Genomic DNA, 12,284 nt, shown 5'->3' on the forward strand with positions numbered 1-12,284 from the left:
ATGATCATGACTGAAGCAATTGATATTCTTTTAAGGGCCGGCTTTGAATTGAAAGCCTCCGATATTCATCTGACCGTTGGAGTGCCTCCCATATTCCGGATCAATGGCGAGCTGAAGCGATATGGCAAAGAGAACCTTTTGCCTGCACATACAGAGTCAATGGCCAAAGCCATCATCCCGGAAAATATGTGGGACCGCTTCAGGGAAAAAGGGGAGCTCGATTTTTCCTATGGCGTCCAGGGGGTTTCGCGTTTCCGTGTCAATGCCTATTATCAGCGTTCATGTATTGCATTGGCGGTCCGGGTTGTGCCGACAAGAGTCCCAACGATAGATGAACTGGAGCTGCCGAATATTCTCAAGAAGATAGCAGGCAAACCACAGGGGCTGGTGCTGGTGACAGGCCCGACAGGAAGCGGAAAATCTACCACGCTGGCTTCTATCATTGATTATATGAATCAAAATATGAGGAAGCATGTTATCACACTTGAAGATCCGATTGAGTACCTGCATAAGCATGGCAACTGCATCATTGACCAGCGTGAAGTCGGATTTGACACGAATAACTTCGCTAACGGCCTGCGGGCTGCCCTCAGGCAGGATCCTGACGTTATATTGGTCGGGGAGATGCGTGACCTTGAAACGATACAGACCGCGATAACGGCAGCAGAAACGGGACATCTTGTTTTCGGGACTCTTCATACTTCAAGTGCACCTGCGACAATCAACCGGATCATTGACGTGTTCCCGCCGTCCCAGCAGGCACAGATCAGGATTCAGCTTGCCTCTGTTTTAGTATCAATCGTATCCCAGCGCCTCTTCCCTATTATTGACCGGAAAGGGCGAAAGGCCGCAACCGAAATCCTGGTCAATAATTCGGCAGTGGCCAATCTGATCCGCAACGAAAAGGTCCACCAGATTGCCAACATCATGCAAACATCAAGGGCTCAGGGCATGCATACCCTTGACGCAAGCATCAGCGAACTCGTGCAGTCAGGACAAGTATCCAAGGAGGCGGCCATGCCATTCCTCCAGGAAAAGGTGAATTGAGATGCCCCGGTATAAATACAGCGGCCGTGACCTGAAAGGGAAGAAGTCCGGAATCATAAGTGCAGCCTCAAAGAGGGAGGCCATGCTGCAGCTGAAGAAGGATAGCATCAGGGTTACTGAACTTAATGAGATTGCAGAAACACTGCTTACCAAAGAGCTTTCGATTGGGAACCCAGTGAAGCTGCAGGATTTTGTGATTTATCTGCGGCAGTTTTCTACGCTGCTTCGGGCGGGGGTGACGGTGGTGGATGCTACAAGGATACTTGCCCAGCAAACAGAGAGTAAAGCATTAAGAAGGGCTCTCGAAACAGTAGAGCAGGATTTAAGGGAAGGTAATCCATTATCTGACGCGGCTGCCAAACATAAAAGAATCTTTACTAGTATGTTTGTAAATATGATAAAGGCAGGCGAAGCCGGCGGGAATATTGACGATACGCTTGAAAGGCTGGCTGTCCACTATGAAAAACAGCATTTTACGAAGCAAAAAATTGTTTCCGCCCTTGCCTACCCTGTTGCTGTAGGGATCATTGCAGTTGCGGTAGTCATTTTTCTACTAGTAAGTGTAGTTCCTACTTTTGTTGATATGTTTAAGGATTTCGGTGGAGAGCTTCCTGCCATCACACAGTTTGTTCTGGGTTCCAGCGAGTTTATGCAGTCATACTGGTGGATTGTTGTTTTATTACTTATTTGTTTGTTTATTGGATTTGTAGCCATTAGAAATAATAAAAAATCGAAGTACTATCTGGACTATGCGTTTCTTAAGCTTCCTATCTTTGGGAAAATGCTGCAAAAAGCTGCATTGGCCAGGATGACAAGAACGTTAAGTTCGTTATTTGCCAGTTCTGTACCCATTCTCCAGGCCCTTGCCATAGTTGAGAATGTTGTGGAGAACGAGGTAGTCTCCAAGGTACTAAAAAAATCCAGGACTTCTTTAGAGGAAGGGCGATCTCTGACTGAGCCGATGCGGTTGCATTGGGTCTTTCCTCCCCTTGTCTCTCAAATGATTGCCATTGGGGAAGAAACTGGATCCCTGGATGAAATGCTGTCCAAAGTAGCCGATTTTTATGAACGGGAAGTAGAAAGCTCGACTGACAGGCTTAAATCATTGATAGAGCCCTTAATGATTGTATTCCTTGCCGGAATTGTAGGAACTATCGTTACATCAATAATGGTTCCGATGTTCCAAATATTCAATCATGTCGGCTAGTACAATAAATTTACAAAAACCATTAAAATACGACTTTTGTTATTGTAATAATCTAGTATAATAGGATTAACCTACTAAAGTAATAGGCGAATACTCATAAGGAGATGGGAAACAAGATGTTGAAAAAACTGGGTCAAAAATTAAAGAATGAAAAAGGTTTAACGCTGATTGAGCTTTTGGCTGTTATTGTTATTTTGGGGATTATTGCTGCGATCGCTATTCCAAGTATTGGGAAAATCATTGAAAACTCTAAGATAAGTGCTGTAAAAGCAGATGCAATTCAAATATTAAATGCAGCTAAAATTAGATATGCTGAAAATAGCTCTGATAAGGAAATTAGCTTAGAAGATTTGAAGGGGTTCTTAGATGAAGTGCCTACCTTTAAGGATGATACCGATGCTGAAGTTGTAGTTACTGATGAGGGTGCATTCCAATTTACCGGTACTGGAACCAAATCCGGTATAACAGTGAATTTTACAAGTGCTACTGTCCAAATGATTGACAACGCCCCTAAGAGTGCTAGAGATATACCAGCTACTGATGTTAAAGAAGAAGAAAAGTAAAGTATAAACAATGATAATAGTAATATTCCTCTACGGCCTCCTCCTAGGCTCCTTCTACAACGTAGTTGGCCTGAGGATTCCGCTAAAGCAGTCAATAGTTAAGCCGCGGTCTCATTGTCCATATTGCCAGCATACTTTAAGGCCCTATGAGTTAATTCCGGTAGTGTCCTATCTGCTGCAGGGAGGGAAGTGCCGGCGCTGCAAAGCGCCGGTTTCATTTCTTTATCCTGCTGTTGAGCTGGCGACCGGCCTGTTATTTGTCCTTGCCCCGCTTCTGATGGGATGGACACTGGAGCTGATCATTGCTTGGACTTTGATTTCTCTGATGGTCATTGTGTTTGTATCAGATATTAAATATATGATTATTCCCGATAAAGTCCTGCTTGTTTTCGCAGTGATTTTTTTATTGGAACGCATTTTCCTCCCTTTGTCGCCATGGTGGGATTCACTTCTGGGTGCGGCAGCCGGCTTTTTCCTGCTTCTGTTCATTGCCGTTATCAGCAAAGGAGGCATGGGCGGGGGAGACATTAAGCTATTTGCCGTGATCGGCCTGGCTCTTGGAACAAAGCTTGTCCTTTTGACGTTTTTCTTTGCAACCATATTTGGAGCGGTATTTGGCCTCGCAGGGATGCTGATTGGCAAGGTAGAAAAAGGCAAGCCGATTCCGTTCGGTCCATACATAGCACTTGGAAGTCTTACAGCCTATTTTTTTGGCCAGCGTATTCTGGATTGGTATCTTTATTCATTCATTTAAGGAGAAATTGATATGGCCCCTCTATTTTCATTCGGGAAAAATCGAATCATTAATATTACAATCAAGGATCATGTCATCCGGATGGCCGAACTGAAGAGCAGTAACGAGCCAGAGACTCTTCGCTGTGAAGAGCGTTTTTTGCCGAATGGAATTATTAGGGAAGGCAGGATCCAGGACTTTGAAACACTTTCCAGCATACTCGAAGAATGTGTGCTTGATTGGAAGATCAAGAAAAGAAATATCTCCTTTTTAGTCCCTGATCCTTTTATTATCATCAGAAAACTGGATATTCCCGAAGATGTGACAAGTGAAGAAATTAAAGGTTATCTATATATGGAGCTCGGGACAAGCATCCATCTTCCTTTTGAGGATCCAGTTTTTGATTTTGTTCCTTTACAGTCAGAAAAGGAAAAGAGGCAGATTTTGCTGTTTGCAGCTCCTGAAGAGGTTGTAAATGAGTATGTCGCTCTTTTTGAAGAAGCTGGTTTAAGGCCGTCTGCTGCGGATATCTCCTGTCTTGCCCTGTATCGCCTCTATTATGAGTACGACCTTCCGGCTCCTGATGAACATCTCATGATGGTGCAGTTTGATGCACAGCAAGTGAATGTCAGTATCTTCGAAGGACATGAACCGGTCTTCATGCGCCATCTTATGATTGATGCAGATCACGATAAGTGGGAAGCAGAGCCGGGGAGCGGTTTGGTGTATAAAGGTGACAAAAGCGAGGTTCTTCTTCCGCTCGAGGATATCTATAAAGAATTGGACCGGGTCATGAATTTTTACAGATATTCCTTGAATCAGGGCAATAAACAAATCACTAAGATTTTAGCTGATGGCGATCACCCTTGGATGGAGGACATCCGCTCAAGTCTTGCGGAAAGGTTTGACGCCCCCCTGGCAGTCCTGGGCGGGGAAAATAACACAGAACAGATGATTAAGCCCCAATTTAATCTTAATGTTGGTTTGGGCTTGAAAGAGGTGTAGACATGCTTGTAGATATCAATCTCCTCCCCCAAAAAGAAAAAAGAAGCAAAGCAGCCTACATCTCTTTGGCAGCTGCAGGTTTGGCAGCTGTCATCTTGTCTGTGTCCCTCTATGTTTACTTAGGCAGCCAAAAAGAGGAAATAGAACAGGTTGAAACTCAAATAGCCCAGACGAATGAAATTCTGGAAGCACAAAGAGTGAAGCTTGCTGATTATGAATCTTCCAATTCGGTCGGCGAACTGGAGAATGCTATTTCTTGGGCAAAAGAGCAGCCTTTCAGCATGGTGTATATCTTAAATGAAGTAACCAAGCTCCTTCCGGAAAGGGGCTATATAACCGAGTTTGAGAAAGATGAGGATAATAAAATCAAGCAAATAGTCCAGTTTGACACTAAAAGCCAGGCTGCCTATTATTTAAATTCTTTGCTGTCCTTGGGATGGCTGGACGAGGCAATTCTGACCGAGGCAAAAACTACAGATGTTCTGAAAGATGATGATGAAGAGACATCAGCTGCTGAGGAAGAAATCCTGCCGCGTTATTTTGCGGCTTATGAATTGCAGATAAACTCCAGTTTGCTCAAGCAAGAGATTGAGAACAAGGAGAAGGAAGCTGAAGGGGGGAGTACACCGTGAACCTTCAACTATCCAAGAAGCATCTCCTGATTATTTTTCTCTCCATCCTTCTACTGGGAGGGGCAATTGCAGGAGCCTATTATTTGCTTATACTTCCTGTGCATGAGCAGCTGGACAGAAAGGAAACCGAATTGAAGCTGGCCAGCCAGGAATTGACCATCATAGAAAACAAACTGGCTGAAACCGGTGAAAAGACGATTCTCAGCACAATGGAGCTGCAGAAGCAAGTGCCCGTCAAACGGATGCTTGATCAGCTTTTACTTGACCTTGAAAAAGCAGAAGTTATTTCTGATACAAATATCATAGAGTTAAAGCTGGACGGAACAGAAGATGATGAGGAAATAGATCTTGTTGCCGAAGCTGCAAAAGAAGAGAGGGGGGAGGAACAGGAAGAATCACCATCCGAGGACCAGGAAGATTCCAATGAAAGTACTAGTGAAGTCAATTCACCTGCTGAGGAGATCCTTCCCAACGGGATCAGAAAAATTTCCATGACGCTGAGCGGTGAAGCAGCAACTTATTTTGAGATGGAAAAGTTTATCAAAAGCCTGGAATCGCTGAAACGGATCGTAAAGGTGGAGGTTCTTAACTTCAACGGACTTCCCGAGATTTATTCGGTTGATCAGGATTCGGAAAATGTAGAATTTGAAGTATCACTTGCCGCTTATTATTATCCTAATCTGGAAGAGCTGCAAAAGGAGCTGCCTCCTTTGGACGTTCCTGCTGTTTCTAATAAGCAGAACCCCTTGAGCGGTTTCTCCAGCCAGGAGGACGTCGAGGCAGGAGAAGATACTCAGCCTTAATCTATTCTATAGAAACGGGGTCTAGTATGATGAAGAGCTTTGCTAGACTGAATGACAAGGGACTAACTTTAATAGAACTGCTGGCTATTATTGTGATCCTGGGCATTGTTGCCGCAATCGCCACTGCTTCCATACTGAGTCTGGTCCAGAATTCAAGGGATAAAGCCTTTGTCGGCAATGCCTATGCACTGAATGAAGCAGCGGGCTATTTTGTGAAGCGCGAAGTGACCAGCGGCAATACGCTCGCTCAGCGGATTACTTTCAGTATGGTTTCAGAAGCCGGCTTCATGGAGGCTTTTAAGGATCCGTATACAGGCAATTATATTGAACCTTCAGATGCCAGCTATGTAGAAATAGACGGGGAGCATGTCAGGACGGTATGCCTGTACGGTGAAAACCGGAATCTTTGCTCTTATCAAGGGGCGTCAGGCAAACCGATCCCGGTTCGCGAGCTATCAATAGATCTGATTGTAAAAGACAACTGAAAAATTTGACGAAAGCATCCTATAACAAGACGACAAAAGTCTTGTTATTTTTTTTTGCCCCTGTGTTAGGATGAAGGCAAATCCAGCAATCGACACGGGGAGGACAAGCTGTGGAAAACCGAGGGAACGGCCGGACCATCACGATCAAGCTGAATGGCAAGGATCGGGAAGCCGTGCATATGAAAGACAAAACGGCACAAAAGGAAAGAGATCCTGTAGAAGAAGTGCAGCACATAGAGAATGTGGAAGAAGAGCCGGCAGAGGGGAAGGCTCTGACAGCAAACGGTGACCTGGCTGAATTGGAGGCGGCTCCAGCCAGGGAAGCTGCAGATGATGAGTTTGACTGGATTCTCCCGGAGATTATGGAGGAAAATCCAGAACCGAAGGAGTATAAGGTTGCCGAAAAGCCCGAAAAAGGAAGCGGAAAGAAAGGCAGTATTTTCAGCTCACCTGGGAAGCCTTCCAATCAGAAAGCACTGGTCCGATCAGTGGTGATTTCTGTATTCTTTGCTGTGCTGTTCGGGACAAGTCTTGGATTTTTAATGCTGAAGATGGTGATCCATGACGGAAGCGCAGAAGAGCCTGAAGGAGCTGCGCAGACAGCAGCGGGAAGTGTGAGCGGCAGCGGTCAGGAAAGCCAAGCGGGAAGCGGAACTCTGGCCCTCGAGCCTCTTACGGTTTTCGTTGTTCAGGGCGGTGTCTTTTCAACGAAGGATGCGGCTGAAAAGATTCAAAGCACGATTTTTGAGAAAGGTGCTCCGGCACAGCTGCTGGAGATGGAAGGAAAATCATATCTCTTCCTGGGGGCTGCAGGGTCGCTTGAAGACGCGAAACAGCTGGGAACTGATTATAAGAGCAAGGGCATGGATGCATTCGCCAAGGAATTGGCTGCCGGCGGAAAAACACTGGATAAGCTGCAGGAGGAAGATAAAAAGTTCCTGCAGGCGGCTCCAGGAATATATTCTTCCATGGCTGCAGGAATTGGTGCTGTGACACCTGGAGCTGCGGTTCCGGAAGAAGCATCAAAGCAGGCGGCCGATATATCAGCACAGCTTGCAGGGTTTGATAAAGCAAAGCTTTCAGCGGATCGTGTGGCGGTTATGCAAAAGGAGCTTTCAGAAGCAGCAGAGCTAATGGCCAGCTATCAGGAAAGTCCTGATGAAAAAGGCTATTACGCGATTCAGCAGCATCTGCTGTCATTCATTGCAGCGTATAATGCACTTTAATAGAAGGGTGAATATTTTCCAGGAAATATCGCACATTATAGGGGGCTGTCGGAGATCATTCGACAAGCCCCCATTTTTTTTGACAAATCTCTATTAAAAATTGTTAGAACCTATAAATTTTGGTACGATTAGTTTGTATCTCCCAAAATGATACAAGTAAAGGATAGGGTGATTTTTTTGCAGAACCTCATATTAGCCTCTTCTTCTCCACGGCGAAAAGAACTTCTTGAAAATCTTCAGCTGAAATTTGAAGTCTCCAGCAGTGATGTGGACGAAACATTCGAACCGGGGATGCTTCCCGAAAAAGTTGTCATGGAGCTTGCTTCCAGAAAAGCGGAGTCTGTCGCCAGGAAGAATCCTGCTTCATTTGTCATCGGTTCGGATACGATTGTCTTTGCAGACGGTCTTATTTTAGGGAAGCCTGATGGGCATGGCGAGGCATTTGATATGCTGTCGCGTTTGTCCGGCAGGGTCCATTCGGTTTATACAGGAGTATCGATTATTACTCCGCAAAAAAGCAAAATTGAATTTTACGAAAAAACGGATGTGGAATTTTGGGAGCTGACAGATGACGAAAAGTCGGCATATATCGAAAGCGGCGAGCCCTTTGATAAGGCCGGATCATATGGAATCCAGGGTCTAGGTGCTACGCTTGTGAAGCGGATCAGCGGTGATTACTTCGCGGTCGTCGGGCTCCCGCTTTCAAGAACAGCAAGAGAATTGAAAAAGGCCGGGTTCCAACTGCCTTTTTAAATACTTAACGATCATCTGCCTCCCTTTCCTGCCGGCAAGGGAGGAATCGTATTGAAAACTGAATCATTGATGATCCGTGATTTCCCGCAGGATGAAAGGCCGCGCGAGCGCTTTATCCAGAATGGCCCCGAAAGCCTGTCCAATCATGAGCTTCTTGCTCTGATGCTCAGGACCGGGACTAAAGAGGAGTCTGTGCTCCAGCTATCAAACAGGCTTCTTACCCATTTTGAAGGCCTCCGCCTCCTGAAGGATGCAACGCTTGATGAGATGACCAGCATCAAAGGGATCGGCATGGCAAAAGCCATTCAGGTGCTGGCCGCGGTCGAGATAGGGAGGCGAATTTCCAGCCTCACCTATGATGACCGCTTTGTGATCCGTTCACCTGAGGACGGCGCCAAATATGTCATGAATGATATGCGCTTCCTTTCGCAGGAGCATTTTGTCTGCCTTTACTTGAACACAAAGAATCAGGTGCTCCATAAGCAGACGATTTTCATCGGCAGCCTGAATGCTTCGATCGTCCATCCCAGGGAGGTTTTTAAGGAGGCCTTCAGGAGGTCGGCTGCGTCTATCATCTGCATTCATAATCATCCTTCCGGCGATCCCGCCCCCAGCAGGGAGGATATAGAAGTCACAAAGAGGCTGGCGGAGTGCGGGAAAATCATTGGCATTGATGTTCTCGATCATTTGATCATCGGTGAAAACAAATATGTCAGCTTAAAGGAAAAAGGTTATTTATAACACTATGATTTTACCGTTTGTTAGGATATAATATAATTTATGATTTTTTAGACTAGAATAAGTCTGCCAACTGCTAAATAGGCTGCTTTTTCAGCCTTCTTCGAATATAAAAATCACCTTAAAAAATTGCATTTCGTATCAGAAAGGGAGATACAGCTATGTTTGGAATCGGAACACGGGATCTTGGGATCGACTTGGGGACTGCCAATACACTCGTTTATGTAAAAGGAAAAGGAATCGCTGTTAGGGAGCCTTCTGTGGTTGCCATGCAGACGGATACTAAAAGCATTGTCGCTGTCGGCAATGATGCGAAGAATATGATCGGCCGTACGCCGGGGAATGTCGTAGCAATGCGCCCTATGAAGGACGGCGTCATTGCTGATTATGAAACAACTGCTACTATGATGAAATATTATATCAGACAGGCTGTCAAGAAGGGCTTCTTTGCCGGCAAGCCTTATGTGATGGTGTGTGTGCCTTCAGGCATAACAGCTGTAGAGCAGCGTGCCGTCATTGATGCTACACGCCAGGCTGGTGCCCGTGATGCCTATCCGATCGAAGAGCCGTTTGCTGCTGCAATCGGTGCGAATCTTCCTGTTTGGGAGCCGACAGGCAGCATGGTTGTCGACATCGGCGGCGGGACGACTGAAGTGGCCATCATTTCACTTGGCGGCATCGTTACGAGCCAGTCAATCCGCATTGCGGGTGATGAAATGGATGATGCAATCATTAATTATATCCGCAAAACTTATAACCTGATGATTGGCGACCGGACGGCTGAAGCCATTAAAATGGAGATCGGCTCCGCCGGTGAGCCTGAAGGCATTGAAAACATGGAAATCCGCGGCCGCGACCTTTTGACAGGACTGCCGAAAACGATTGAAATTACGGCAGAGGAAATTGCTGCTGCCCTTCGTGATACTGTTTATAGCATTGTAGATGCCGTGAAGGTCACCCTGGAAAAGACGCCGCCTGAACTGGCTGCTGATATCATGGACCGGGGGATTGTGCTGACTGGAGGAGGAGCGCTTCTCCGCAATTTGGACAAGGTGATTGCAGAGGAAACAAAAATGCCTGTGCTCATCGCTGAAAATCCGCTTGACTGTGTGGCAATCGGAACAGGGAAGGCTCTTGACCATATTCACTTATTTAAAAACAAATCCAAAGATTCTTATTAATAACAAAAAGGGCGGCTCCGGGCATGAAGCAGTCATTCGCTTTTATCCTGGAGTCCTTTCTTTTTAAAGAAATAGAGGTGTGAACCATGCCACAGTTTTTCCTGAATAAACGCCTGATCATCCTGCTTGTCAGTATCATTATTCTGGTGGCATTAATCGGATTTTCCCTGAAGGAAAGGGAAAAGCTTTCATGGGCAGAGCAATTTGTGAAAGATACAGCGAGCTGGGCGCAGACCATCGTTTCCAGGCCGGCAAGCTATGTTGCCGGATTCTTCGAAAATGTAAAAGATTTGCAGAATACATATGAAGAAAACAAGGAATTGAAGGGCAGGCTGGATGAGCTTGCCATGCTTGAGGCCGATGTCCAGCGCCTGAAGGATGAAAATGAAAAATTGCAGACGATACTTGATAAAAAAGGTGATTTAAGCAAGTATAAGCCCATCCAGGCGACTGTGATTGCGAGAAATCCCGATCGCTGGGAAGAGACGCTGATCATCAACAAAGGTGAAAAAGACGGTTTGGAAAAAGATATGGCTGTCATAACATCCGGCGGCTTGATCGGCAAAGTGAAGAATACAAGCCCTCTTTCCGCCAGCGTTCAGCTCCTCAGCAGCACAGATCCTGCCAACCGGATTTCTGCTGTCATCAATGAAAAGATTTATGGGACGATCGAAGGGTATGATACTAAAAAGAAACTTCTTTTGCTAAAGCGGATTCCTTATGATGCCGAAATTAAAAAAGGAGAGATTGTATCAACCTCCGGACTTGGCGGTGTATTTCCTTCAGGCTTGCCTGTCGGTGTAGTAGAGGAAGTCGTTCCTGATGAGTTCGGCCTGAACCAGACTGCTTATGTGAAGCCTGGGGCGGATTTTTATGATATAGAGCATGTGATGGTTGCAAAGCTTTCTATGGAGAAGCCTGACCTGGATATATTGGAAGAAGAGGAGGAATAGAGATGAAACGGTTTCTTCTCCCTCTTCTCGTTTTATTCTTTTTCGTCCTGGACAGCGTTTTTGTCCAGCTGCTGTCTGCCGAATTGTATAACAGCAAAAGGATCATGGTCCCGCATTTCCTGGCGGTCATCATCATTTTCCTGACCATCTACGGCAGTAAAAAACACGGGATCATCTATGGACTGATTTTCGGCCTGCTGTTTGATATTGTGTATACAGATATCATCGGCATCTATTTATTCATGCTGCCGCTGCTGGCCTATATTGCGTCCAAAATCATCCGGATCCTGCATACCAATCTTGCTGTGGTTGCCCTTATCACTCTGTTTGAACTGGCGCTTCTGGAACTTGGTGTGTACGAGATGAATTTTCTAATCCACCGCACAAACATGGAGTTTTCAGTGTTCCTGCAGCAAAGGCTCCTGCCGACGCTTGTGCTGAATCTCGCTTTCATCGTTGTGGTGTCCTTTCCTTTTAAGAAGTTTTTCGAAAAGTTCGCACGCGAGCTTGATGAATACGGCCAGTAATGTGGAAAGTGCTGGTGGCCAGCCGATAAAATTAGTGAAACAGCAGGTAAAACTGCACAGGCGAAAAAAGGATTTTGTGAGCTTATGTCGAATTGTATTATGTGGAGCCGCAGAAAAGGCATACATTGAATCTATGTATGGCGTACGGCTTGTATCCCTGGCAGGGGCAGCGCGGCTGTTCTGCAGGGGATGGAAAGCCGGTCAGCCTGCAATGACTTGGCAGATGCCAGGTTTTTCTAATCAAGATAAGAAAGTATATATTTTTTCTAATTTGATCACTGTCTAGCTCCAGCGCCTACCTCCTCGAGGTCACAAGCCAATCCTCCCAAAAAGGCAAAGAACGCCTTTCCGGGAGGATCGGAGGCCCCCAGGATGGGGGGTCATGCAGACGTTGCCACAGGACGTGGCGTTCTTAGTCTGCAATCCTTTGG

General features: G+C 45.9%; 15 protein-coding genes. All 15 read left to right on the forward strand.

Annotated elements, in window-relative coordinates:
* Positions 1-6 precede the first annotated feature (6 nt).
* The 15 genes from LCM00_RS05410 to LCM00_RS05480 all read left to right on the forward strand — a co-directional run bounded on the left by LCM00_RS05410 (position 7) and on the right by LCM00_RS05480 (position 12,139).
* On the forward strand, positions 7-1,047 hold the full coding sequence (locus tag LCM00_RS05410; RefSeq protein ID WP_224898643.1) for a type IV pilus twitching motility protein PilT: 1,041 nt from the start codon (positions 7-9) through the stop codon (positions 1,045-1,047).
* Position 1,048: 1 nt separating this feature from the next.
* Positions 1,049-2,254 (forward strand): type II secretion system F family protein, encoded by a 1,206-nt coding sequence (locus tag LCM00_RS05415; protein ID WP_224898647.1) that lies wholly within the window; start codon positions 1,049-1,051, stop codon positions 2,252-2,254.
* A gap of 116 nt (positions 2,255-2,370) precedes the next feature.
* Positions 2,371-2,817: a prepilin-type N-terminal cleavage/methylation domain-containing protein gene (locus LCM00_RS05420; protein WP_224898652.1), complete on the forward strand. Its 447-nt coding sequence runs from the start codon at positions 2,371-2,373 to the stop codon at positions 2,815-2,817.
* A gap of 10 nt (positions 2,818-2,827) precedes the next feature.
* Positions 2,828-3,571 carry a prepilin peptidase gene (locus tag LCM00_RS05425; RefSeq protein WP_224898655.1) on the forward strand — a complete coding sequence of 248 codons (744 nt, stop codon included), beginning with the start codon at positions 2,828-2,830 and terminating at the stop codon, positions 3,569-3,571.
* Positions 3,572-3,583: 12 nt separating this feature from the next.
* A complete protein-coding gene (pilM, locus tag LCM00_RS05430) occupies positions 3,584-4,555 on the forward strand; it encodes a type IV pilus biogenesis protein PilM (protein ID WP_224898658.1) in 972 nt (323 codons plus the stop codon).
* A gap of 2 nt (positions 4,556-4,557) precedes the next feature.
* Entirely contained in the window at positions 4,558-5,187 is a 630-nt protein-coding gene (locus tag LCM00_RS05435) for a PilN domain-containing protein (protein ID WP_224898662.1), read from the forward strand.
* Positions 5,184-5,990 carry a pilus assembly protein PilO gene (locus LCM00_RS05440; RefSeq protein WP_224898665.1) on the forward strand — a complete coding sequence of 269 codons (807 nt, stop codon included), beginning with the start codon at positions 5,184-5,186 and terminating at the stop codon, positions 5,988-5,990. The genes LCM00_RS05435 and LCM00_RS05440 overlap by 4 nt, the downstream gene beginning before the upstream one ends.
* 29 nt (positions 5,991-6,019) lie before the next feature.
* A complete protein-coding gene (locus LCM00_RS05445) occupies positions 6,020-6,475 on the forward strand; it encodes a type II secretion system protein (RefSeq protein WP_224898669.1) in 456 nt (151 codons plus the stop codon).
* 110 nt (positions 6,476-6,585) lie between these two features.
* A complete protein-coding gene (locus LCM00_RS05450) occupies positions 6,586-7,701 on the forward strand; it encodes a hypothetical protein (protein WP_224898672.1) in 1,116 nt (371 codons plus the stop codon).
* A gap of 177 nt (positions 7,702-7,878) precedes the next feature.
* A complete protein-coding gene (locus LCM00_RS05455; RefSeq protein WP_224898675.1) occupies positions 7,879-8,454 on the forward strand; it encodes a Maf family protein in 576 nt (191 codons plus the stop codon).
* Positions 8,455-8,523: 69 nt separating this feature from the next.
* Positions 8,524-9,195 (forward strand): RadC family protein, encoded by a 672-nt coding sequence (gene radC, locus LCM00_RS05460; protein ID WP_224899323.1) that lies wholly within the window; start codon positions 8,524-8,526, stop codon positions 9,193-9,195.
* Positions 9,196-9,353: 158 nt separating this feature from the next.
* Positions 9,354-10,373, forward strand: coding sequence for a rod shape-determining protein (locus LCM00_RS05465; RefSeq protein WP_224898677.1), 1,020 nt, complete (start codon positions 9,354-9,356; stop codon positions 10,371-10,373).
* 86 nt (positions 10,374-10,459) lie between these two features.
* On the forward strand, positions 10,460-11,326 hold the full coding sequence (gene mreC, locus LCM00_RS05470) for a rod shape-determining protein MreC (RefSeq protein WP_224898680.1): 867 nt from the start codon (positions 10,460-10,462) through the stop codon (positions 11,324-11,326).
* Between the two features lie 2 nt (positions 11,327-11,328).
* Positions 11,329-11,853, forward strand: coding sequence for a rod shape-determining protein MreD (gene mreD, locus LCM00_RS05475; protein WP_009796094.1), 525 nt, complete (start codon positions 11,329-11,331; stop codon positions 11,851-11,853).
* Positions 11,837-12,139, forward strand: coding sequence for a hypothetical protein (locus LCM00_RS05480; RefSeq protein WP_224898683.1), 303 nt, complete (start codon positions 11,837-11,839; stop codon positions 12,137-12,139). Before mreD ends, LCM00_RS05480 begins: the two co-directional genes overlap by 17 nt.
* Positions 12,140-12,284: the final 145 nt, after the last annotated feature.

This window comes from Bacillus infantis (assembly GCF_020171945.1).
Classification (GTDB): Bacteria; Bacillota; Bacilli; order Bacillales; family Cytobacillaceae; genus Bacillus_AB; species Bacillus_AB infantis_A.

Bases quoted from the DNA above. Each gene is read 5' to 3' on its own strand.
- mreC (WP_224898680.1), top strand. From the start codon at position 10,460: ATGCCACAGTTTTTCCTGAATAAACGCCTGATCATCCTGCTTGTCAGT.
- LCM00_RS05445 (WP_224898669.1), top strand. From the start codon at position 6,020: ATGAAGAGCTTTGCTAGACTGAATGACAAGGGACTAACTTTAATAGAA.
- pilM (WP_224898658.1), top strand. From the start codon at position 3,584: ATGGCCCCTCTATTTTCATTCGGGAAAAATCGAATCATTAATATTACA.
- LCM00_RS05465 (WP_224898677.1), top strand. From the start codon at position 9,354: ATGTTTGGAATCGGAACACGGGATCTTGGGATCGACTTGGGGACTGCC.
- LCM00_RS05410 (WP_224898643.1), top strand. From the start codon at position 7: ATGACTGAAGCAATTGATATTCTTTTAAGGGCCGGCTTTGAATTGAAA.
- LCM00_RS05415 (WP_224898647.1), top strand. From the start codon at position 1,049: ATGCCCCGGTATAAATACAGCGGCCGTGACCTGAAAGGGAAGAAGTCC.
- radC (WP_224899323.1), top strand. From the start codon at position 8,524: ATGATCCGTGATTTCCCGCAGGATGAAAGGCCGCGCGAGCGCTTTATC.
- LCM00_RS05425 (WP_224898655.1), top strand. From the start codon at position 2,828: ATGATAATAGTAATATTCCTCTACGGCCTCCTCCTAGGCTCCTTCTAC.
- mreD (WP_009796094.1), top strand. From the start codon at position 11,329: ATGAAACGGTTTCTTCTCCCTCTTCTCGTTTTATTCTTTTTCGTCCTG.
- LCM00_RS05435 (WP_224898662.1), top strand. From the start codon at position 4,558: ATGCTTGTAGATATCAATCTCCTCCCCCAAAAAGAAAAAAGAAGCAAA.
- LCM00_RS05420 (WP_224898652.1), top strand. From the start codon at position 2,371: ATGTTGAAAAAACTGGGTCAAAAATTAAAGAATGAAAAAGGTTTAACG.
- LCM00_RS05480 (WP_224898683.1), top strand. From the start codon at position 11,837: ATGAATACGGCCAGTAATGTGGAAAGTGCTGGTGGCCAGCCGATAAAA.